The following is a 19,564-nucleotide window of genomic DNA, read 5'->3' as shown; positions in this document are numbered from 1 at the left end:
TGAAATGTGAGCGAGTAGCCAGCATGCGGCATGCATGTGCCTTCCCCCGCAGGGCTTTAGCGGGGCCATCCGGAATGCTGCGGTCTCCGGCCCTCTCCAAGCGATTAGTTATGCGTAACCAACGCAAGCGCCTTCGCTCTTGCATCCTTCGCTGTATCACCGATCTCGATTGGCACTCCATAGACCTTGGAAATGGGTGCCTGCATCTGCTCTAGAAATGGCTTGTCGACAAGACCTTCGCTGCAGGTCATCACCATCCCTTTGCAGAACTTTGAGAACAAATCCTTGTTCTGCTTGAGCCAGAGAATCACGGCCTTGCGAGCCTCAACGTCTTCCTTCTGCTCTTCCATTGGAGGCATGGGTGCATAGACCAGAACAAAATTTTCGCCAGCGTTTATCAAGGCTTCCATATCAGCCATCCACTGGGCGTTTTCCTGGGCAGTTGCAGGAAAAGAATTCACAGCCACAAAAGGCAGGTCGGAGGAATCAACAAACGAGGTTTTTACAAGGTTCACGAATCAATCCTTTGAGTTACGCACTTAAACTCAAATGATATTCATTCTCACCAACCCTTATAAATTCATATGGCAATCCAATCAACCTCCTTGCTTGCAACAGCGAGGGCCATCCGGCGTGACCACTCTAGCGAGGTCGTTTGATCTTTGGAATTAGCCAGAGCAAGCGGCGATTCATGGTCTTCGGCGCGGCCTCCGCGTCGTTGGCGAAAGTGGTCACACCAGATGGCGCAGCTCCTTTTCTTTAACCATAAGTGCGCATTGCTTGCCTGACCCTCATCAGGCAAACTGCTTCGCCATCTACCTGTTTTGCCGAGCTTGGGGGCCTCTCTACCCTCAACACTTCTTTTCCCCAGGCATGCCCCGAAAGGGCACCGGCACTTTATCTAAGCCCGCAGCAACCGCTCGCGGGCTTTTTCTTTTCCCACAGGAGATTCCATGCACTCACCACCAACCGCCACCCCTGCACCCAAGCTGCTGATCGCAGCGCAATGGGCGCTCACTGGCTTCGGCCTCTTCTGTCTGGTCGGCGCGGCCGTGGTCATGGCAATGACGCCCGATGCATGGCCCATGTGAGCGACAACGCATCAATTTTGATAGCTGCTCGCGCTTTATAGATAAGCGCTACGGAGTTAAATCATGACAAAACTTATTGAAGGCCTGATCCTGATCGCGGCGATCTGCATGGGGCTGGCCTGGCTGGCCAGCACTCCCGCTCAGGCAGACGAACCCTCTTTTCCCGTAAAGACGCTGCGCGATGAGTTCGCCTGCCCCGGCATGCATGCCGAATGGCTGGACGACAAGACGGTCCAATGTTTGAAAGAGCGCCCCTGACACAGTGCTAATAGCCCCAGCCCCAGCTCTGCCCCCCTGGGTAAGTCGGGCCTCCACTCAGCCCCGATCCCGGCCAAGGCCACAGGATGCCTTGATCTTCACGCCCATCACCTCTTCGATCCCGGAAGTGTTCACGATCCCAGTCATTTTCAAAGTCGGTTGAACGATCTTGCTGTTGGATCTTCTCGTTTCTTAGGTCCTGATCCGCATTCTTCTCTATCTGGTTGGGATCCGGGTCGACCCCTTGCTCGTTAACTGCCGGTTGCATCGCACATCCAGCCAACATCAAAGCAGCCGCAGCCAGTGCAATTAGATCTTTCATACCAGCCCTTTCAACAAGTGCTGCTGACAGCCTATTCCTGTCAATAAATATCTGTGTAAGGCGATGTTCCCCCTACAGGTAATCGTCGACTCAACAACACGCCCGCCTCTGCGGGCTTTTTCTATTTCTGGAGCTCAGATGTTCAAGAGCATGATCATTTATCGCATTGCCGAGAGCTGGCAGGGCGACCTGCAGGTGCTGGAAGATGCGCTGCAAAAGACGGTGTTTACCGAGTGCGGCGCGACGCAGGAACGCTCGGTCGGCTGGATGCCGCCGCGTGGCGAGCAGCATGGCCCGCTGGCCGAATCGGTGGCTGGGCAATGGGTGATGCGCTTCATGAGCGAATCCAAGATGCTGCCTGCCAGCGTGCTCAACCGCAAGGTAAATGAGAAGGCAGACGCCATCGAGAAGGCCGAAGGCCGCAAGCCCGGCAAGAAAGAGAAAAAAGACCTGAAGGACGAGGCCAAGCTGGATCTGCTGCCCATGGCCTTTACCAAGCAAGGTGCCATGTGGGTGTGGATTGATCCGCAGGCGCGCACGCTGGTGCTCGATACCAGCGCCCAAGGCCGCGCCGATGAGGTCGTCACGCTGCTAGTGGAAGGTCTGCCCGGCTTCGCGCTAGCACTTCTGGACACCCAGAGCAGCCCGCAAGCGGCCATGGCCCGCTGGCTGATGACGCAAGAGCCTCCGGCCGGTTTCACTGCTGACCGCGAGACAGAACTGAAAGCTGCTGACGAGTCCAAGGCTGTAGTGCGTTATGCCCGCCACCCGCTGGATATTGATGAGGTACGCCAGCACATCGAGCACGGCAAGATGCCCACCAAGTTGGCAATGACCTGGGGCGACCGGGTGAGCTTTGTGCTAACCGAAGGTCTGCAGATCAAGAGCATCGTGCTGCTGAATGCTGTGATGGATGGACAGTCGCAAGACGATGGCGGCTTTGACACCGATGTGACCATTGCCACTGGCGAGTTGTCGCGCCTGATTCCCGACCTGATTGAAGCGCTGGGCGGCGAAGGCCGTACTGGACTGGGCACCCTGCCCGCATCACTAGCTGCCAGCGCCAGCACTACTGGCTCAAAGGCCGCGCCAGCTGATACCGCTCCTGCCGAAAACCCATTTTGAGGATCACCATGACCGCCCTGGAACACCCCCCCGGCCTGCTGGCCATCGACCTTCAAGCCTAGTTCGTAGTGACGCGAAACAAGGCGCGGACTCTCCGCGATCAGGCAGCCGGCCTGCGTCGCGAAGCCAAGACTACAAAGCTCAGCGTGGATGCAGCCAAGCTCCGGCGCGATGCCAAGCCCATGACTGAGGAAGCCAAAGACCTTGAGCTTGAGGCAAAGGGCGTAAAGGCCAAGGTCGTAATGCACACCACCGAGGCCACGGAATTGCTCAACAAGCGCATGCCCCCCGAATTCGCCACCTGGGGAATCATGAAGACGCGCGCCTACGCCAAGGTACTCGGGGTGCTGGTGGCCCAGCAAAAGCGCATCCACCCCAATCTGCCATTGGCTACACAGGCTATCAATCTACTGCTGAACCATCAGGCGTGGGCTGATGACCTTTTACCCAGGTTGGCGGCCATCACCACCGTTCCGCGAGAGCTGCCCAGTGCCAGCACATGAGCGGCCATTCATAGATGTCCATGAAATGGTCTCCGCTCGCACACCAATGAATTACAGCGCCCACTTAGCAGGTTAGACACATTGCCAAAACCGGGAACATATCTTAGATTCAGGTAGAGCGGACTTCTGATCCAATGTGCGCTTGTGGTCTTCTAGTTCTTTGTGGCACACCTCAAGGTCATGTCTATAAAACCGCAGCAACGTTTCACGAACGTCCGAACCGGGGTCGACTTCGGAAAATCGCTTTTCCCCACTTTGAAGAAAGTGAATCAGTCGTACCGCAGTTGCGCGTGCTCCATGCAAAGCATCGAACCATTCAGAACTCACAAACTCAATCTCGATGCCACGTGAGTCTTGGATCCACTCCTCAAGCATTAAGCGCCGCATTTTTAACATCGGCTCACTCATAACGTGAGGAGCTTTGAGCTCCAAACTGGTTGCATACAATTGAGTAACGAATGCACGCACGCGGCTTGCTGCTGCGCGCTCTTTTGCTCGTCTATCAATATTTACTTGGTGCCGCATCAATAGCGCTGACGCGACTATGGCCAAGACCGCACCAATTGCTTGCATCCAGCCTGACCATTCGGCCTTGGTCATGCACATCCACCACCAGTAATCTGACCATAACAAGCAGTATTCCTGAGCTGGCTTGGCTGCCGCGACTGCGTTGCTGATTCCCTCAATTACCTGATCTGCGTTCATGCGCTCCTCCTGGGGCGCAATCCTACCGTTTCACCTGCCCGCCACTGAGCGGGCCTTTTTTGGAGGTTCCCATCAGTCTGACCTCTTGATATCCATAGCTACAAGCAAATCCTCTTCAGAATATTCAGTGTGATTTACTTATGTGGAAAGTCAGGCAAACTGTTATTTGTAACAACCAGTCGCACATTGAACACTCGCGATCTTTTACCAGCAATGGCTTACTCCTCCGAAAAAGCACACGGACCTTCTTTGTGGGGCCCTAAGCCTTCATCGCCGCTTGCCGATGAGGCCCTGCACTTCGAACGCTGGCGTAAGCGCACGTGGCAACTGCACGCCTCAGTCCTGTTGAGCCATCTATATGCCTTTGGACTATTTCTCGGCCACTGCTGGGCGGGCTACGCGCCACTGCCTCCAGTGTTGCTGTATGGCCTCTGGATAAGCATAGGAATGGCTTTCATCACCTGGGCCTACGCCAGTGGCTGGAGTCAGACTCAAAGCGACCCAGGCTTGTTCTTCTGGCACCAATTGATCGCGGTTACAGGTGTGCTGGGCTTGCTTATGGCTGTGCCTCAAGTCGCTTTCCAGGCGCTGGTTATGCTTCTAGTCTTCAGCACCGATGGTTTTCTTGCGCCGCGGCGTACCAGCTTCTGGATGACCTGGAGTGGCACGCTCATTGCAATTGCTTTGGCCGTTTACTGGGTGGGGCCAGAGATGCGTATGACGACCGACACACCGCTTGGGAAATGCCTCACCGTCGGTGTCATGCTGGGTGCGGTCGTCCGGTGCAGTGTCCTAGTCACTTACTTTCGCAGCATGCAATATCGACTCAGTGCGAGTAATGAAAAACTGGCCGTCGCTCTGAAGCAGATTGAAAACTTGGCGCGCAACGATGATTTGACGGGAATAGCGAATCGCCGAGGCGTCATGGAGCGGTTGCAGCAATGTATCCATACTGCGCAGCGTAGCGCCACGCCGTTTTGTATCGCATTGCTTGATATTGATTTCTTCAAGCAGGTCAATGACCGTTATGGTCATGATGGAGGAGATAAGGTCCTTCAAGCCTTTGGACAACTTCTGTCATCGCAGACTCGCGCAACCGATTGCGCAGGTCGTTACGGCGGGGAAGAGTTCCTTCTGGTGTTATGTGACATACAACTAGCCCAAGCAGGAGTATTACTTGAAAGAATTCGAGAATGCTCAGAATCACTGCCGTGGTCGCAAATGATCCACAAAGATCTGCGAGTGACCTGCACGCTGGGTGCAACTCAGTACAGGCAGGGAGAAACCGCAGAAGCTCTCATCTCCCGCGCTGATGTAGCCATGTATCAAGGCAAGGCCGCAGGACGTAACCGCGTAGTTCTCGCCTAGTGCAAATTTTCTGCTGGTTAAGAGTACGAGCCGTCAGGATCGGCCTGCATGCCAGCAGATCAAATTTACACAGCGGCAATGCCCTCTTTACAGTTCAGGCGTATTGTGCAAGACATCGATGGAGCGTTCTTCGCTGCGTTGAAGAGCGCGATTCGGTGGACGAGGAGCGCGAACATGTCTGTATCTTCTTCACGCTGGCTGCTCGCTGGCGCACTTCTCCTGGCCGGTTCGGGCCCTGCCCTTGCGCAACATGGCGGCCATGGTGGTCATGGAGGTGGCTTTTCCCATGGTGGCGCGGCCTATGGTGGTCATTTTGGCGGCGCAACGCCCCCTGGCGGTGGAGGCTATCGTATGGATTCTGGCCGGTGGGCAAGTCGGCCAAGTAACGACGTCCACGGTGTCAGCCGGCCAGACTTTGCACGCTGGAGCGGTGGCCGCTGGAGCCAGACTTGCTGGGGCGGGCGCTGCGGTTGGTGGTGGGCGACCGGAGGCCTAGGGTATTTCTATGCTGCACCGGTGTATCCATATCCGCTGGTGGTGTCACCCATTACGTACGCGGTGCCGATCTACGACTCGGGCGTAACCGGCACGGTGCCGCAATCGAACCTCTCGTACTACTGCGACAACCCGCAGGGCTATTACCCCGAAGTTCCGCAATGCAACACGCCATGGCAAGAGTCCAGTACGCCAGCTGATAGTCAGTGAGCGGTATACGGCTTCCGTTTTTTTCCTTCATGCCCGCCACTGAGCGGGCTTTTTGCTATCTGGAGCCCTATGCTTACCTGGGAAGAACTAAAAAAGCTACGCGACGACTTTGAAACCGCGTATGCACAGCACGCCAAGAACTATGCAGGCCTGGATGGCACCGTCGCGGAAATCGCGGAGCTGGTGAAGAAAGACCACAACGGCCCTCACTATCGCAATGAAAAGTGCGATTACGCATGGATTGGCTACCAACTGGCTCCCATTCCCAAGAAGCAATCGACCCCGGATTTCCTGGCCGACATGGACCGAGGTCAGTTGCGCCGCTGCATCGAGCTGGCAAACGAGCGCCTGCACAAGATGGCGCAAGTTGAAAAGGTGCCCGTGTGGCTACTGATCGTTGACGGCGTTCGCCGCTACACGGCCACCAGCTCAGCCGACGCCATGGGTTGGATGAGCCGCTTTGTGGCCGCGTATCAGGCCGCGCCCGACCCCGATCTGCTGGACTCCGAAGACTATCCCATCGCCATCGAGGCAAAAAGCGTGCATGCCGACGAACTGCCGGGAATGCTGTCGGTGAACGACAAGCCCGAAGACTTCGCCAAGTGGTAGTCGAACTCGAAATCAAGTAATCACCCAGCCCGCATCCGCGGGCTTTTCTCATTCTGGGAGCAATTGAAATCATGACCAGCACCACTGACATGCCAACACCTCGCGAAATCATCATTGAAACGATGGCAATGGAAGTCGAAGCCGCGCACGAAAAGCATGTCGTCGCTTACTCGATCAACCGCGTAAAGACATACGGATGGAAGTTGCCTGCAGGCTCTACAGGCCAGGAAAGCGAGCCCGAGTCCATGGCTGCCTGCATCCAAGCCAGTGATGCGTTCGATGAACTCTTGCGCAAGCAGCTACAGGATGCATTTGAATACGGCCAAGCAGCCGGGCAAACCAGCGCAGCGCAGTGCCTGCACCAGATCCAGGAGCCTCCCACAAAGACAGAGGCACTTGCGCACTACAGTCAACAGGCGACTCTCGCCATGAGTGAAGCTGATGGGCAGGATGCGCTACCTCTGGCCGCATACCAGTGCATTGAGGAAAGCGGCGCGATTGGCTTTGAAGTCATACCGCCATGCACCCTGCCGCCCGGTGAGTACGACCTGTACGCCAAGAGCCGCAACACCCAGGCAGCCCAGCAGGGAGGTGACAAGCAATGAGCGGCATTGGTAGCCACCAGAGCGCCCGCATGAAGAACGACGAGTGGTTGACACCGCCTCATGTTTTGAAGGCTCTCGGGGCATTTGACCTAGACCCGTGCGCACCCATCAAGCGCCCATGGGAAATGGCAGCTCAGCACTACACAGCACAAGACAACGGCCTGCAACAGCCTTGGAGTGGCCGCGTATGGCTAAACCCGCCTTACGGCGCAGAGGCTGCAAAGTGGCTGGCAAGGCTGGCAGCACACGGTGCTGGTGTGGCGCTGATCTTCGCGCGCACAGAGACTGAAATGTTCTTTGAGCACGTCTGGAGCAAGGCAAGCGCGCTACTTTTTTTGAAAGGCCGTTTGCACTTTCACTTTGTCGATGGCACCCGTGCACCGGCAAACGGTGGAGCACCTAGCGTGCTCATTGCATACGGAGCAGCTGACGCTGAAATTCTGAAATCTTGCGGCTTGCTAGGTGCATACGTGCCACTGGCAACCCAGCAGACACAAGGAGACGATTGATGGCAGTTCCAACTATTCCAGACAGCCCGATTGCCATGCGCCGGGAATATCTCAACACAGCCCGTGAGGTGGCAACCAGGCAACCAACAGAGGAAAACACGGCCTACCTGATAGCACTCACTCAAGCGCTGTTGCGTGACGTTTGTGGTGAACCAGATCTGGAAATCCGCATCGGCGTGCCACGTTCTGCGGTGAAGCGTGCCCAGGCGCAGAAAGTCCAAGCATGAGCCGTCGAGCCCGCCAGCGCCGCGACAAGCGAGTGCCTATCCCCGACTTTGATAACCCCGAGCCCCGCCACTGAGCGGGGTTCTGCTTTTTGGAGCACACATGAAAGAAACCGGCTTGATGTTCAAGGCACCTCTGGTGCGCGCCATCCTGAACGGCCAGAAGACCGCGACGCGACGATTGTTTACGGCAAAAAATGGGGGAGTTTGGCCAAATCCAAACGACAAACCCGGCATGGCCCAAATTCTTCGGTCGTGCAAATATGGCCGAATTGGCGACCTGATCTATGTGCGTGAGACATTCGCCCGCGTGCCCACGGCCTGCGGCAGCGATGAACTGGTCTATGCAGCCGACTATCAGGACGGCAGCGATAAGGCTGCAGGCGTCAAGTACACGCCATGCCTTCTGATGTCTAAGAGCGCTGCCCGCATCTGGCTGGAAGTCACGGGCGTGCGCGTTGAGCGCCTGAACTCCATCAGTGAGCAAGACGCTATCTCAGAAGGATGCGAAACGGTGTGCATGACGCCGACAGGCGACGACAACGGGAGCGCGATCTATGGCTCTGGTGGTTTTGCAGAACTATGGGATTCGACAACAGGCCGACCTGTTCTGCCGAAAAACCCAAACAGCACGCGGTATGCGCGGGTTAAGCAATGTCTTGATACGCACCCCGACACCACGAGCTGGGCCGCAAACCCTTGGGTCTGGGTGATCGACTTCAAGCGCATCGAAAAGCCGTGAAGGCCAGCGCCAGCACCGTGGGCCTGCCAGAAGGCAAGGCCTACCTCAATCAGCACTTCAACTGTCCCTATTGCATTTCAGCAGGCGCGCTGTGCAGAAGGCCTGCAGCTGTGGAACCTCTACCTACGGGCCTTCGCGGCTCAATCACGAAAGAAATAGCTGTGGAAAGCCGCAACACCGCCGAAGCACTTCACTGAACCGGAATGCTGACCGGCATTGACTTCCAACCCACCGAAGCTGGCCACGCCTACTTCACCACTTCCAAAATAAATCTATGAGCCACACACACTTCGCCCTGCTCGCTAAATTTGGCGACACAAATATCCCGCTGGAAAAGTGCAGTGAAGACTACTTCGGGATCGCAATGAAAAAGGCACTGGACTATGCTCGCTCAAACGAGTTTCCAGTGCCTGTCTACAGACTCGGTAGCCAAAAAAGCAAATGGTTCGTGGACGCCAAAGTGCTTGCAGATTACATCGACAGCAAGAAGCAAGCGGCCATGAATGATTGGAAGCGCGTTACCGGCAATTAACGCTCTGGCACATCTGTGGGCCGCAAGTGCGTGTATCTCTGAAGGGTGGCCCAGCTGTCATGCAAAGTGAACTGAGCCACTTCTTGGATGCTATATCCCTTTTCAAATAACCGGCTAGTTGCCTCGTGCCGGGTATCGTGAAAATGCAAGTCATCAATACACAAAATATGTATTGCGCGCGTAAAGGCAGAACCCACTGACTTGCTATCCCAAGGGAAGATGAATTCCGAAACCTTTGGTTGTCGCTGAATAATATCTAACGCTGGTTTCAATATTCTGAATTGCCGACGATTACCAACCTTCTGAGTTGGGTGCTTCACATCGTCAAGCCACGCTGTACCAGCTTCAAAATCAACCTCACCCCATTTCAGGCGGCATATTTCTTCCTGCCGCCTCGCCGTCAAAAGAGCAAACTCCACAATATCCGCCATGGGTATGCGCGTGCGGGTCTTGCTTCGCAGGTAATCCAGAACCTTTGTCTCTTCAGCTGGTGAAATTCGACGTGCCCGGCGCACGGGCTTGGCAATCACTCGGCGGCGCATCAATTCCACCTTCGCCATGTCCACGGCGCGCAGAGGCTCCTCAAGTCGGAACAAAGTCCGCGCAGACAGGAACGCCTGACGCAGCCACACAATGTCGTTCAGCACTGTTGCGGGCCCAGCCTTATCGACGGTGCGTCGACTTTCCGCATACGCAATGAGGTCTGAGTCTGTGAGGTAACGCGCATCTTTGCTAGCCAAGCTGCACTCTCGCAAGCGCCGAATATCCGCTGTTTTTGAGCGGCCCCATTTGGTGATGCCCTCCGCCTGTTTTACATAGGCAACTAAAATCTCGTCAACGGTCACCTTCCGAACTTCAGGCGAACCGGTTGCCCGCACCTTTTGTAGCTCTGCTTCCCTGCGGGTCATCCACGCGCTTGCAAGCGCCTTTTTGTCGAACGTCTGACTTTCGGACAGGACCACAACGCCCCCATTCTTTACCCGAATGGTGGCGGTGTACGAATTTTCACCATTCGCTCTCTTTCGCGTTGCGATTGTTCCCATGGTTCGACCCTCTTCGGTGCAACAAGTTTTTTTGTTGCACCTATTGTTGCACCGATAGCCGAAAAATGGTGGAAAACAGGCTTTTTAAGAGCATTTTCAGTGCAACATTTTCACTGATTTGCCCTATGCATTTGTTAGTTTAATCTTATGAATCAACAAGTTAACTCTATGTGGCGCATGTCGGTGGCCCCGATGATGGACTGGACAGATAAACATTGCCGGCACTTTCACCGCCTGCTCAGCCAGCACACTCTGCTCTACACCGAGATGGTGACAACCGGCGCACTGGTGCATGGCGATGTGGCTCGCCACCTGCGTTTTGAGGCGGAGGAGCACCCTGTTGCGTTGCAGCTGGGTGGATCTGAGCCTGGCGATCTGGCGCACAGCGCGCGTCTGGGCGAGCAATGGGGCTATGACGAGATCAACCTCAACTGCGGCTGCCCTAGCGAGCGTGTGCAGCGTGGCGCGTTTGGGGCTTGCTTGATGAATGAGGCCTCTCTGGTGGCCGATTGCGTCAAGGCCATGGTCGATGTGGTTTCAGTGCCTGTGACCGTCAAGCACCGTATTGGCATCGACAAGATTGAAAGCTATGACTTTGTGCGTGACTTTGTCGGCACGGTGGCTGATGCGGGCTGCAATGTGTTTGTGGTTCACGCCCGCAATGCCTGGCTCAAAGGCCTGTCGCCCAAGGAAAACCGCGAAGTTCCGCCGCTGCGCTATGAAATCGTGGCCCAGCTCAAGCGCGACTTCCCTGCCCTGACGATTGCTGTCAATGGCGGCATCAAGACCGACGAGGTGGTGCAGCAGCAACTGGAGCTGGTTGATGGTGTGATGGTAGGCCGCGAGGCCTATCACAACCCTTGGTGGATGGCCTCTTGGGATGGTCTTTACTATCAGGATGAGAGCAAGGAGCGCACGCGTGAAGCCATTGAGGAGCAGATGGTGCTCTATATGGAGCGCGAAGCACTCGAGCATGGCACGAACTGGTATTCGATTGCCCGCCACATGCTGGGCCTGCGCAATGGTCTGGCAGGCGCACGCCGCTGGCGTCAAGTCTGGAGCGATCACCGCATGAAAACCCAGCCGCCGCATGAAGTGATGAAGCTGGCCCGCACCAAGCCCGGCGAAGCGGACTGAGCCCCCACTTAAACCATCACCGAAAAAAGCTGACAGTGTCAGCTTTTTTCTTTCATGCAAGCGGCACGAAAGCCCGCGTTGCGCATTGCCATCAGATAACGCATGAGAAGTGAATTTACTACTTCGCTTGTCAACTGCCGCTGTTATATTGCACTGCAACATAACCGCAAAAGTGCCACATGCTCTATCAGATCTACGAAATGCAACGCGCAATGGTCGAGCCATTTGCAGACTTTGCCCAAGCCGCCTCCAAGTTTTACAACAACCCACATTCCGTCTTCAGCAAGGTGCCCATGGCCCAGCGTATGGCGGCGGGTTTCAATCTCGTATATCGACTGGGCAAGGATTATGAAAAGCCCGAGTTCGATCTGCACAACGTCGAAGTCGATGGCGTTGATGTGACCATCCGCGAGCGCGTGGAAGTCGACAAGCCATTTTGCGAACTACGCCGCTTCAAGCGCTTCTCTGATGACCCGCATACGCTGGAAGCCATGCTCAGCCAGCCCGTGGTGCTGATCGTCGCCCCCCTATCCGGTCACTACGCCACCTTGCTGCGCGACACCGTGCAAAGCATGCTCAGCGGCCACAAGGTCTACATCACCGACTGGAAGAACGCGCGCACCGTGCCGCTGTCTGAAGGTGAATTCCACCTCGACGACTATGTGAACTATGTGCAGGAGTTCATTCGCTACCTGCAGGGCCGCTATGGCCAATGCCACGTGGTCAGCGTCTGCCAGCCCACTGTGCCCGTGCTGGCAGCGGTGTCGCTGATGGCCAGCCGCGGCGAGAGCACGCCTTTGTCCATGACCATGATGGGCGGCCCTATTGATGCCCGCCGCTCACCCACGGCCGTGAACAATCTGGCGGAAACGCGCAGCTTTGAATGGTTCGAGAGCAACGTCATCTACGAAGTGCCCAACAACTACCCCGGTGCAGGCCGCCGCGTCTACCCCGGCTTCTTGCAGTATTCAGGCTTTGTGGCCATGAACCCCGACCGCCATGCCAACAGCCATTACGACTACTTCAAGGACTTGATCAAGGGCGACGAAGCCAGTGCCGAGCACCACCGCAAGTTCTACGACGAGTACAACGCCGTGCTGGACATGGATGCCGACTACTACCTGGAAACCATCGCCACGGTGTTCCAGGAATACAAACTGGTCAACGGCACCTGGAATGTGCGGAGCGAGCAAGGCCAGCCCGAGCTAGTTCGCCCGCAAGATATCAAAAACACTGCACTGCTGACCGTGGAAGGCGAGCTGGACGATATCTCCGGTTCCGGCCAGACCCGCGCTGCGCATGATCTGTGCTCGGGTATTAAAGAAACGGCACGCCAGCATATTGAAGTGCAAGGCGCCGGTCACTACGGCATCTTCAGCGGCAGCCGCTGGCGCAAGACGGTGTACCCACAGGTGCGGGCCTTCATCCTCTCCCACCAGCCGGCCGCGGCCACAGCCGCCAGCGCGGCAGGCCACCTGAGCAGTGTGAGCGACGATGCGCCCATGCCTGAAAGCATGATGGAAAACTACGAGCCCGCCAAGCCGGAAAAAACAGGTCAAAATAGCGCCCCCGCCCCAAAACAGCGCGACAACCATCGCGCCAGGGCCTAAAGGCTTATCAGACCAGCATGAACTCATCACTGTCCGCAGCCTCCCCGCTTCAAGCACTGGCTGCGAACATTGATGCAGCCCTGCCCCAGACTCAATGCACGCGCTGCGGTTACCCCGACTGCGCGTCGTATGCCGGGGCCATTGCCAGCGGGGAAGCCCCCATCAATCAATGCCCACCGGGCGGCCAGGAAGGCGTTCGTCGTCTTTCGGTCATCACCGGCCAAAGCGAAATCCCACTAAGCGCCGAGCACGGCGTAGATGCACCGCGCACGCTGGCCGTCATTGACGAAGCCTGGTGCATTGGCTGCACGCTTTGCATCAAGGCCTGCCCTACCGATGCCATTCTGGGCGCCAACAAGCGCATGCACACCGTTATTGCCGAGCATTGCACCGGTTGTGAGCTCTGTATTCCCGTCTGCCCCGTGGACTGTATTGAACTCATCAATGCCAGCGGCGAAGCCGAAGGTTGGGATGCCTGGAGCCCCGCACAAGCCAGCCATGCCCGCAGCCGTTACAGCGCCCACCTGCAGCGCACAGGCCGCAAGGCCAACGCGCCCGTTCGAACCACCGCCCTTGCACCCGTGACAGAAGCCACGGCAGATACCCCGCAGCCAGCAGCGCCAGCCACTGATAAAAAAGCGACGATTGCCGCCATTTTGGCCAAAGCAAAAGCCCAGCGCGCCAGTCTTTAGAGCGACTAATGCTACCCAGTAAACCGTAGGTTTACGTTTGGACGAGGCGCGAAGCCGCAGGCAGTACAGAAGTACGACAAGGCGAAGCAACGATGTATCAAGGGTTGTGTTAGCTGCTCTTAATAAAAAACAGGCTCTAGCGCTTATCTATCAAGCGCTAGCAGCTATCAATTAATGAGTCTTCATGCCTTTGCACTGCAGACTCATACCTCGTTCCTTTTGTCGTAAGCATCTGACTTTTCGCCCTGATAGCTGGCTTTTCGTCATCGCTTTCGACGAAAAATACAAAAATCGACGACGAAAAGCGTCAAACCCAGCACTTATCTGCCCTGATTTTCCATGCGGAAATGGCATCAGCCCATAATGTGCATCCATGAACCCCCTGCTCTCGCGACTCCAGCCATATCCGTTTGAACGCCTTCGCCAGCTGTTTGCCTCCGCACAGCCCCCTGCAGGTGTGCGCCCCATCAGTCTGGGCATTGGTGAGCCGCGCCACGCTACTCCAGCGTTTATCGAACAGGCGCTGAGCAGCGAACTAAAGGGTCTGTCCGTTTACCCCGCCACCGCCGGTATGCCTGTGCTGCGCGAGGCCTGTGCCCAGTGGGCCAACAAGCGCTACGGCATTGAACTGGATGCTGCCACGCAGGTTCTACCCGTCAATGGCTCGCGCGAGGCGCTGTTTGCCTTCACCCAGGTCGTGGTGGACAACACCCAGCCCGGTGCCCGCGTTATCTGCCCCAACCCCTTCTATCAAATCTATGAAGGCGCAACGCTGCTGGCCGGTGCCATGCCTTACTACGCCGCCAGCGATGCATCGCGTAACTTTGCCGTGAACTGGGATGCCGTGCCCGAGGATGTGTGGCAGAAAACGCAGTTGATTTTTGTCTGCTCGCCCGGCAACCCCACAGGCGCGGTGATGCCTCTGTCTGAATGGGAAAAGCTGTTTGCCCTGTCTGACAAACACGGCTTCGTCATTGCAAGCGACGAGTGCTATAGCGAGATTTACTTTCAGGAAGAAGCCCCGCTGGGCGGGCTGGAAGCCGCTAAAAAGCTGGGCCGCCATGATTTCAAGAACCTGGTGATGTTCACCAGCCTGTCCAAGCGCAGCAATGTGCCCGGCCTGCGCAGCGGCTTTGTTGCCGGTGATGCGCAATTGCTCAAGTCCTTCTTGCTCTACCGCACCTACCACGGTGGCGCCATGAGCCCCGTAGTGCAGACGGCATCCGTAGCCGCGTGGAACGACGAGGCCCATGTGCAGGAAAACCGCCGCCTGTACCGCGAAAAGTTTGCGCAAGTCACGCCCGTGCTCTCCAAGGTCATGGATGTGAAGCTGCCCGACGCCAGCTTCTACCTGTGGGCAGGCATTCCAGCCGAGTTGGGCATGGATGATGCGCAATTTGCCAAAGAGCTGTACATTCATACAGGCGTGACAGTTTTGCCGGGTAGTTATCTGGCCCGCGAAGCCAATGGCTTCAACCCCGGCGCCAACCGCATCCGCATGGCACTGGTGGCAGAAACGGCAGAATGTCTGGAAGCCGCTCAGCGCATTGCCCAATTTATTGAAGCCCGTACCCGCTGATAAACCTCGTAGAAGGCCTGCCCCCGCAGGCCTTTTATGACTCAACGATTCACCTCAACTTTCGATCTTTGACCGAAAACATCATGACGCAACAACTGCAATCCATCATCGACACCGCTTGGGACAACCGTGCCAATGTCTCGCCTTCCTCCGCCTCCAAGGAAGTGGCAGATGCCGTGGAACACGTGATTGCCGAACTCAACGACGGCAAGCTGCGCGTAGCGACCCGCGAAGGCGTGGGCCAGTGGACTGTGCACCAGTGGATCAAGAAGGCCGTGCTGCTGTCCTTCCGCCTGAAAGACAACGCCCTGATCAACGGCGGCGCTCTGAACTTCTTCGACAAGGTCCCCACCAAGTTTGAAGGCATGACTGAAGCCCAGATCGCCGCTACCGGCGTGCGCGTGGTGCCCCCAGCCGTGGCCCGTCGCGGATCCTTCATCGCCAAGGGCGCGATTCTGATGCCTTCTTATGTGAACATCGGCGCCTATGTGGACGAAGGCACCATGGTCGACACATGGGCCACCGTGGGCTCCTGCGCTCAAGTGGGCAAGAACGTGCACCTGTCTGGTGGCGTGGGCCTGGGCGGCGTGCTGGAGCCCCTGCAAGCCAACCCCACCATCATTGAAGACAACTGCTTCATCGGCGCGCGCTCCGAAGTGGTGGAAGGCGTGATCGTGGAAGAAAACTCGGTGCTGGGCATGGGCGTGTACATCGGCCAGTCCACGCCTCTGTTCAACCGCGAAACCGGCGAAATCAGCTACGGCCGCGTGCCCAGCGGCTCGGTGGTGGTCAGCGGCAACATCCCCAAGCAAACCAAGGATGGCAAGGACTACTCCATGTACGCCGCCATCATCGTCAAGCGCGTGGATGCGCAAACCCGCTCCAAGACCAGCATTAACGACCTGCTGCGCGACTGATTCACACAACCGTGACCACAAGCCTGCCCGCTCTCAAAGCGCGCAGGCTTTTTTCATGCGCCAGATCACGGCTCGGGGCCAGCCCCCATCACACCTCACGTAACAAGGCGCTAACATGCGCACACTAAGAGGCCTGCGTACAGGCGGCGTAAAGGGGATGAGGAAAAATGAGCACCATGGAAAAAATTCTGCGTCTGATGGCCGAAAAAAAGGCCTCCGACGTGTATCTGTCGGCCAGGGCGCCGGCCATGATCAAGATCAACGGCATCAGCGTTCCCATCAACAACCAGGAACTGCCGGTCGACGCTCCTCTGGCTCTGCTGTCAGAGGTCGTCAGCGCCGAAGCCATTAAGGAACTCACGCAGACGGGCGAGCTGAATATGGCCATTCCCTTGCAGGACGTGGGCCGTTTCCGTATCAGCGCCATGCGCCAGCGCGGCAGCTATGCCGTCGTCATTCGCTTTATCTCGTATCAGATTCCCTCGCGCGACAGCCTGAACCTGCCGCCCATCGTCAGCGATCTGGTGATGGATAAGCGCGGTCTGATCCTGGTTGTGGGCGCTACAGGCTCGGGCAAGAGCACCACGCTGGCCTCCATGATTGATGAGCGCAATGAAACGCTCTCGGGTCATATCCTGACGGTGGAAGACCCCATCGAGTTTCAATTCCGCAGCAAAAAATCCATCGTCAACCAGCGCGAAGTCGGCACCGATACCGCAACGCTGGCAACCGCGCTCAAGAATGCGCTGCGCCAGGCACCCGATGTGATTCTGATCGGCGAAATTCGCGACCGCGAGACCATGTCCGCCGCGCTGGCCTATGCCCAGTCTGGGCATCTGTGTCTGGCCACGCTGCACGCCAACAACAGCTACCACGCGCTCAACCGTATCCTGTCCTTCTTCCCCGAAGAAGTGCGCCCCTCCATGTTGGGCGAGCTGGCAGCCTCGCTCAAGGCCGTGATCTCCCAGCGTCTGGTGCGTACCGTCAACCGCACACGTGTGCCGGCGGTGGAAGTCATGCTCAACACCAAGCTCATCAGCGACATGATTCTGAAGGGTGACTTTGGCGGCGTGAAGGAATCTATGGAGAAATCCATGGCCGAAGGCTCACAAACCTTTGAAGAAGCGCTGGCTACCCTGGTGCGCAGTGGCACAATCGACCGCAATGAAGCGCTGTCCTATGCCGACTCGCCCACCAATCTGATGTGGCGTATGGATAATGATTCCACCCGCGCACCAGTCAGCCACATGGTCATCACCGATGTGATGCTGCCTGACGAAGACGATCAGCCGTCCTTCACGGAAATCACCCTCGATGTCAAAACCGCCTGACCTTGCACTGCGCCTGCAGTCAGCGCCAGCAGTCCTGACATTGTTTTAGTTTTAAGCCCCAATCCCATGTCCCGGACCCTGCAACTGACCGAGCAGCTCATCAGCCTGCCATCTGTCACCCCCGAAGATGCCGGCTGCCTTGAGCTGCTGACCGATGCCCTCAAACCCATGGGCTTTGCCTGCGAGCGGCTGGACAGCGGCCCTGCCGACTTCCGCGTGCAAAACCTGTGGGCAAAACATGCTCCGGCGCAGACGGAATCTGCGCAAGGCGCTATCAAAAATAATAGACCCGTCCTCGTGTTTGCCGGCCATACCGATGTGGTGCCGCCCGGCCCGCTCAAGGAATGGAACAGCCCACCGTTTGTGCCCACGCACCGCAATGGCCGCCTGTATGGCCGGGGTGCCAGCGACATGAAAACCTCCATCGCCGCCTTTGTCGTGGCGCTGGAAGAATTCCTCAAGGGCACGCCCGAGCCCGCATTCGACATCGCCCTGCTGTTGACCAGCGATGAAGAAGGCCCTTCCATCGACGGCACCAAGGTCGTTGTTGAAGCACTGCGCAAGCGCGGCGAGCGCCTGGACTGGTGCATTGTGGGCGAGCCCACCTCCGTCAAGCGTACCGGCGACATGATCAAGAACGGCCGCCGCGGCACCATGAGCGGCAAGCTCACCGTCAACGGCGTGCAAGGCCACATCGCCTACCCGCAACTGGCCCGAAACCCCATTCACGAAGCCCTGCCCGCGCTAGCCGAGCTGGCGGCCACCGTCTGGGACCGTGGCAATGACTTCTTTCCGCCCACCAGCTGGCAGATCAGCAATATCCACGGCGGCACAGGCGCAAGCAACGTGATCCCCGGCCATGTGGTGATCGACTTCAACTTCCGCTTCTGTACCGAGTCCAGCGCGGACTCCCTGCAGCAACGCGTGCATGAGGTGCTGGAGCGCCACGGCGTTGAATACTCACTGGTCTGGACCATTGGCGGCCAGCCCTTCCTGACCACGCCCGGCACGCTGGTGAAGGCCGTGCAGGCCGCCATCAAGGATGAAACCGGTCTGGATACCGAGCTATCCACCACCGGCGGCACCAGCGACGGTCGCTTCATCGCGCAGATCTGCGCACAGGTCATCGAAGTGGGCCCGCCCAACGCCAGCATCCACAAGATCGACGAAAACATTGCCGTGGCCGATATCGAGCCACTCAAGAACATTTACCGAAAGACGCTGGAACAACTCCAGCGCCAGCAAACCACCACTACGCCCAACGCAGCGACCACCCCATGAACGCAAGCACCTCTCCCGCCATCGCCGGCAACACCATTGCCGAACTGATCGCCAGCGGCGCGCAGGCGCTGACGGCGGCTGGCGTGGCCTTTGGCCATGGCACAGCCACTGCCGAAGACGAAGCCGCATGGCTGGTTCTCTGGAAGCTGGCCCTGCCAGTGGACAGCGAACTCACGCCCGGCGCGCCAGAATCCGTATCCAGTCAGGCCGTAACGCCAGAGCAGCAAGCGCAGATAGCTACACTTTTTGAAGAGCGTATCCGCACGCGCAAGCCTGCCGCCTATCTGACCAATGAAGCCTGGCTGGTCGGCGTCCCCTTCTACGTCGACGAGCGCTCCATCGTCCCGCGCAGCTTTATTGCCGAGCTGCTGGCCGACGGCAGCATCGACGACTGGCTGAGCGACAAGACCACCCAAGTGCTGGACCTGTGCACCGGTAACGGCTCGCTGGCCTGTCTGGCCGCCATGGCCTACCCTGATGTGCAAGTCACCGGCGCCGACATCTCGACCGACGCACTGGCTGTGGCCCGCATCAACGTAGACAAGCACGGCCTGCAAGAGCGCGTGACCCTGCTGGAAAGCAACGGCCTGAGCGCAGTTCCCGGCCCATGGGACTTGGTGTTGTGCAACCCGCCTTACGTCAACTCCGACAGCATGGGCAAGCTGCCCGCCGAATA

General features: G+C 57.5%; 25 protein-coding genes. 21 read left to right on the top strand and 4 right to left on the bottom strand.

The window, feature by feature from the left end:
* Positions 1-104: 104 nt before the first annotated feature.
* Positions 105-515, bottom strand: coding sequence for a hypothetical protein (locus RSF91_RS18080; RefSeq protein ID WP_332569718.1), 411 nt, complete (start codon positions 513-515; stop codon positions 105-107).
* 438 nt (positions 516-953) lie between these two features.
* Here RSF91_RS18080 and RSF91_RS18075 point away from each other — a divergent pair, with 438 nt between their 5' ends.
* Positions 954-1,091 (top strand): hypothetical protein, encoded by a 138-nt coding sequence (locus RSF91_RS18075; RefSeq protein WP_332569717.1) that lies wholly within the window; start codon positions 954-956, stop codon positions 1,089-1,091.
* A gap of 63 nt (positions 1,092-1,154) precedes the next feature.
* A complete protein-coding gene (locus RSF91_RS18070; RefSeq protein WP_332569716.1) occupies positions 1,155-1,349 on the top strand; it encodes a hypothetical protein in 195 nt (64 codons plus the stop codon).
* Positions 1,350-1,356: 7 nt separating this feature from the next.
* Here the strand turns inward: RSF91_RS18070 and RSF91_RS18065 are convergent, their stop codons facing one another.
* Entirely contained in the window at positions 1,357-1,671 is a 315-nt protein-coding gene (locus RSF91_RS18065) for a hypothetical protein (RefSeq protein WP_332569715.1), read from the bottom strand.
* Between the two features lie 138 nt (positions 1,672-1,809).
* Between RSF91_RS18065 and RSF91_RS18060 the strand changes: the two genes are divergently transcribed.
* Positions 1,810-2,796 (top strand): recombination-associated protein RdgC, encoded by a 987-nt coding sequence (locus RSF91_RS18060; protein WP_332569714.1) that lies wholly within the window; start codon positions 1,810-1,812, stop codon positions 2,794-2,796.
* Positions 2,797-2,864: 68 nt separating this feature from the next.
* Entirely contained in the window at positions 2,865-3,299 is a 435-nt protein-coding gene (locus RSF91_RS18055; RefSeq protein ID WP_332569713.1) for a hypothetical protein, read from the top strand.
* A 72-nt stretch (positions 3,300-3,371) separates the two neighbouring features.
* Here RSF91_RS18055 and RSF91_RS18050 read toward each other — a convergent pair whose 3' ends face one another.
* Positions 3,372-4,004, bottom strand: coding sequence for a hypothetical protein (locus RSF91_RS18050; protein WP_332569712.1), 633 nt, complete (start codon positions 4,002-4,004; stop codon positions 3,372-3,374).
* Between the two features lie 213 nt (positions 4,005-4,217).
* Here RSF91_RS18050 and RSF91_RS18045 point away from each other — a divergent pair, with 213 nt between their 5' ends.
* The 9 genes from RSF91_RS18045 (at position 4,218) to RSF91_RS18005 (ending at position 9,298) form a co-directional block, all read left to right on the top strand.
* Positions 4,218-5,372 (top strand): GGDEF domain-containing protein, encoded by a 1,155-nt coding sequence (locus tag RSF91_RS18045; protein ID WP_332569711.1) that lies wholly within the window; start codon positions 4,218-4,220, stop codon positions 5,370-5,372.
* A 241-nt stretch (positions 5,373-5,613) separates the two neighbouring features.
* Positions 5,614-5,868 carry a hypothetical protein gene (locus RSF91_RS18040; protein WP_332569710.1) on the top strand — a complete coding sequence of 85 codons (255 nt, stop codon included), beginning with the start codon at positions 5,614-5,616 and terminating at the stop codon, positions 5,866-5,868.
* Between the two features lie 20 nt (positions 5,869-5,888).
* Entirely contained in the window at positions 5,889-6,077 is a 189-nt protein-coding gene (locus RSF91_RS18035) for a hypothetical protein (protein WP_332569709.1), read from the top strand.
* Between the two features lie 69 nt (positions 6,078-6,146).
* The gene (locus RSF91_RS18030) at positions 6,147-6,686 is read left to right on the top strand and encodes a hypothetical protein (RefSeq protein ID WP_332569708.1); all 540 of its coding nucleotides are present in this window, start codon (positions 6,147-6,149) and stop codon (positions 6,684-6,686) included.
* Positions 6,687-6,757: 71 nt separating this feature from the next.
* A complete protein-coding gene (locus RSF91_RS18025; protein WP_332569707.1) occupies positions 6,758-7,291 on the top strand; it encodes a hypothetical protein in 534 nt (177 codons plus the stop codon).
* Positions 7,288-7,800: a DNA N-6-adenine-methyltransferase gene (locus RSF91_RS18020; protein ID WP_332569706.1), complete on the top strand. Its 513-nt coding sequence runs from the start codon at positions 7,288-7,290 to the stop codon at positions 7,798-7,800. The genes RSF91_RS18025 and RSF91_RS18020 overlap by 4 nt, the downstream gene beginning before the upstream one ends.
* On the top strand, positions 7,800-8,027 hold the full coding sequence (locus RSF91_RS18015) for a hypothetical protein (RefSeq protein ID WP_332569705.1): 228 nt from the start codon (positions 7,800-7,802) through the stop codon (positions 8,025-8,027). The genes RSF91_RS18020 and RSF91_RS18015 overlap by 1 nt, the downstream gene beginning before the upstream one ends.
* Positions 8,028-8,127: 100 nt before the next feature.
* Positions 8,128-8,766 (top strand): ASCH domain-containing protein, encoded by a 639-nt coding sequence (locus RSF91_RS18010; RefSeq protein WP_332569704.1) that lies wholly within the window; start codon positions 8,128-8,130, stop codon positions 8,764-8,766.
* A gap of 274 nt (positions 8,767-9,040) precedes the next feature.
* Complete coding sequence (locus RSF91_RS18005) at positions 9,041-9,298, top strand: pyocin activator PrtN family protein (protein ID WP_332569703.1); 258 nt, start codon at positions 9,041-9,043, stop codon at positions 9,296-9,298.
* Here RSF91_RS18005 and RSF91_RS18000 read toward each other — a convergent pair.
* Positions 9,295-10,341: a tyrosine-type recombinase/integrase gene (locus RSF91_RS18000; protein WP_332569702.1), complete on the bottom strand. Its 1,047-nt coding sequence runs from the start codon at positions 10,339-10,341 to the stop codon at positions 9,295-9,297. The two genes, RSF91_RS18005 and RSF91_RS18000, sit on opposite strands and share 4 nt — an antisense overlap.
* A 147-nt stretch (positions 10,342-10,488) precedes the next feature.
* On the opposite strand from RSF91_RS18000, the gene dusA reads away from it, so the two are divergent.
* The 8 genes from dusA to RSF91_RS17960 form a co-directional block, all read left to right on the top strand.
* On the top strand, positions 10,489-11,478 hold the full coding sequence (gene dusA, locus RSF91_RS17995; protein ID WP_332569701.1) for a tRNA dihydrouridine(20/20a) synthase DusA: 990 nt from the start codon (positions 10,489-10,491) through the stop codon (positions 11,476-11,478).
* Between the two features lie 179 nt (positions 11,479-11,657).
* Positions 11,658-13,088, top strand: coding sequence for a polyhydroxyalkanoate depolymerase (locus tag RSF91_RS17990; RefSeq protein ID WP_332569700.1), 1,431 nt, complete (start codon positions 11,658-11,660; stop codon positions 13,086-13,088).
* A gap of 17 nt (positions 13,089-13,105) precedes the next feature.
* Positions 13,106-13,780 carry an RnfABCDGE type electron transport complex subunit B gene (locus RSF91_RS17985; RefSeq protein WP_332569699.1) on the top strand — a complete coding sequence of 225 codons (675 nt, stop codon included), beginning with the start codon at positions 13,106-13,108 and terminating at the stop codon, positions 13,778-13,780.
* A 373-nt stretch (positions 13,781-14,153) separates the two neighbouring features.
* Entirely contained in the window at positions 14,154-15,359 is a 1,206-nt protein-coding gene (dapC, locus tag RSF91_RS17980; protein ID WP_332569698.1) for a succinyldiaminopimelate transaminase, read from the top strand.
* 83 nt (positions 15,360-15,442) lie between these two features.
* Positions 15,443-16,276, top strand: coding sequence for a 2,3,4,5-tetrahydropyridine-2,6-dicarboxylate N-succinyltransferase (dapD, locus tag RSF91_RS17975; protein ID WP_099737947.1), 834 nt, complete (start codon positions 15,443-15,445; stop codon positions 16,274-16,276).
* Positions 16,277-16,443: 167 nt separating this feature from the next.
* Positions 16,444-17,607, top strand: a complete 1,164-nt coding sequence (locus RSF91_RS17970) for a PilT/PilU family type 4a pilus ATPase (protein ID WP_332569697.1) — start codon at positions 16,444-16,446, stop codon at positions 17,605-17,607.
* 66 nt (positions 17,608-17,673) lie between these two features.
* On the top strand, positions 17,674-18,888 hold the full coding sequence (gene dapE / locus RSF91_RS17965) for a succinyl-diaminopimelate desuccinylase (protein WP_332569696.1): 1,215 nt from the start codon (positions 17,674-17,676) through the stop codon (positions 18,886-18,888).
* Positions 18,885-19,564 (top strand): HemK family protein methyltransferase (locus tag RSF91_RS17960; RefSeq protein ID WP_332569695.1); only part of this gene is annotated, 680 nt, incomplete at its 3' end. The genes dapE and RSF91_RS17960, both read left to right, overlap by 4 nt.

The sequence above is a fragment of the Comamonas sp. genome, from assembly GCF_036643215.1.
Classification (GTDB): Bacteria; Pseudomonadota; Gammaproteobacteria; order Burkholderiales; family Burkholderiaceae_C; genus Comamonas.
This window is presented reverse-complemented; position numbering and strand designations above follow the sequence as displayed.

Coding starts and splice junctions, on each gene's coding strand:
- RSF91_RS18075 (WP_332569717.1), top strand. CDS start 954: ATGCACTCACCACCAACCGCCACCCCTGCACCCAAGCTGCTGATCGCA.
- RSF91_RS18070 (WP_332569716.1), top strand. CDS start 1,155: ATGACAAAACTTATTGAAGGCCTGATCCTGATCGCGGCGATCTGCATG.
- RSF91_RS18065 (WP_332569715.1), bottom strand. CDS start 1,671: ATGAAAGATCTAATTGCACTGGCTGCGGCTGCTTTGATGTTGGCTGGA.
- RSF91_RS18060 (WP_332569714.1), top strand. CDS start 1,810: ATGTTCAAGAGCATGATCATTTATCGCATTGCCGAGAGCTGGCAGGGC.
- RSF91_RS18050 (WP_332569712.1), bottom strand. CDS start 4,004: ATGAACGCAGATCAGGTAATTGAGGGAATCAGCAACGCAGTCGCGGCA.
- RSF91_RS18045 (WP_332569711.1), top strand. CDS start 4,218: ATGGCTTACTCCTCCGAAAAAGCACACGGACCTTCTTTGTGGGGCCCT.
- RSF91_RS18030 (WP_332569708.1), top strand. CDS start 6,147: ATGCTTACCTGGGAAGAACTAAAAAAGCTACGCGACGACTTTGAAACC.
- RSF91_RS18025 (WP_332569707.1), top strand. CDS start 6,758: ATGACCAGCACCACTGACATGCCAACACCTCGCGAAATCATCATTGAA.
- RSF91_RS18020 (WP_332569706.1), top strand. CDS start 7,288: ATGAGCGGCATTGGTAGCCACCAGAGCGCCCGCATGAAGAACGACGAG.
- RSF91_RS18015 (WP_332569705.1), top strand. CDS start 7,800: ATGGCAGTTCCAACTATTCCAGACAGCCCGATTGCCATGCGCCGGGAA.
- RSF91_RS18010 (WP_332569704.1), top strand. CDS start 8,128: ATGAAAGAAACCGGCTTGATGTTCAAGGCACCTCTGGTGCGCGCCATC.
- RSF91_RS18005 (WP_332569703.1), top strand. CDS start 9,041: ATGAGCCACACACACTTCGCCCTGCTCGCTAAATTTGGCGACACAAAT.
- RSF91_RS18000 (WP_332569702.1), bottom strand. CDS start 10,341: ATGGGAACAATCGCAACGCGAAAGAGAGCGAATGGTGAAAATTCGTAC.
- dusA (WP_332569701.1), top strand. CDS start 10,489: ATGAATCAACAAGTTAACTCTATGTGGCGCATGTCGGTGGCCCCGATG.
- RSF91_RS17990 (WP_332569700.1), top strand. CDS start 11,658: ATGCTCTATCAGATCTACGAAATGCAACGCGCAATGGTCGAGCCATTT.
- RSF91_RS17985 (WP_332569699.1), top strand. CDS start 13,106: ATGAACTCATCACTGTCCGCAGCCTCCCCGCTTCAAGCACTGGCTGCG.
- dapC (WP_332569698.1), top strand. CDS start 14,154: ATGAACCCCCTGCTCTCGCGACTCCAGCCATATCCGTTTGAACGCCTT.
- dapD (WP_099737947.1), top strand. CDS start 15,443: ATGACGCAACAACTGCAATCCATCATCGACACCGCTTGGGACAACCGT.
- RSF91_RS17970 (WP_332569697.1), top strand. CDS start 16,444: ATGAGCACCATGGAAAAAATTCTGCGTCTGATGGCCGAAAAAAAGGCC.
- dapE (WP_332569696.1), top strand. CDS start 17,674: ATGTCCCGGACCCTGCAACTGACCGAGCAGCTCATCAGCCTGCCATCT.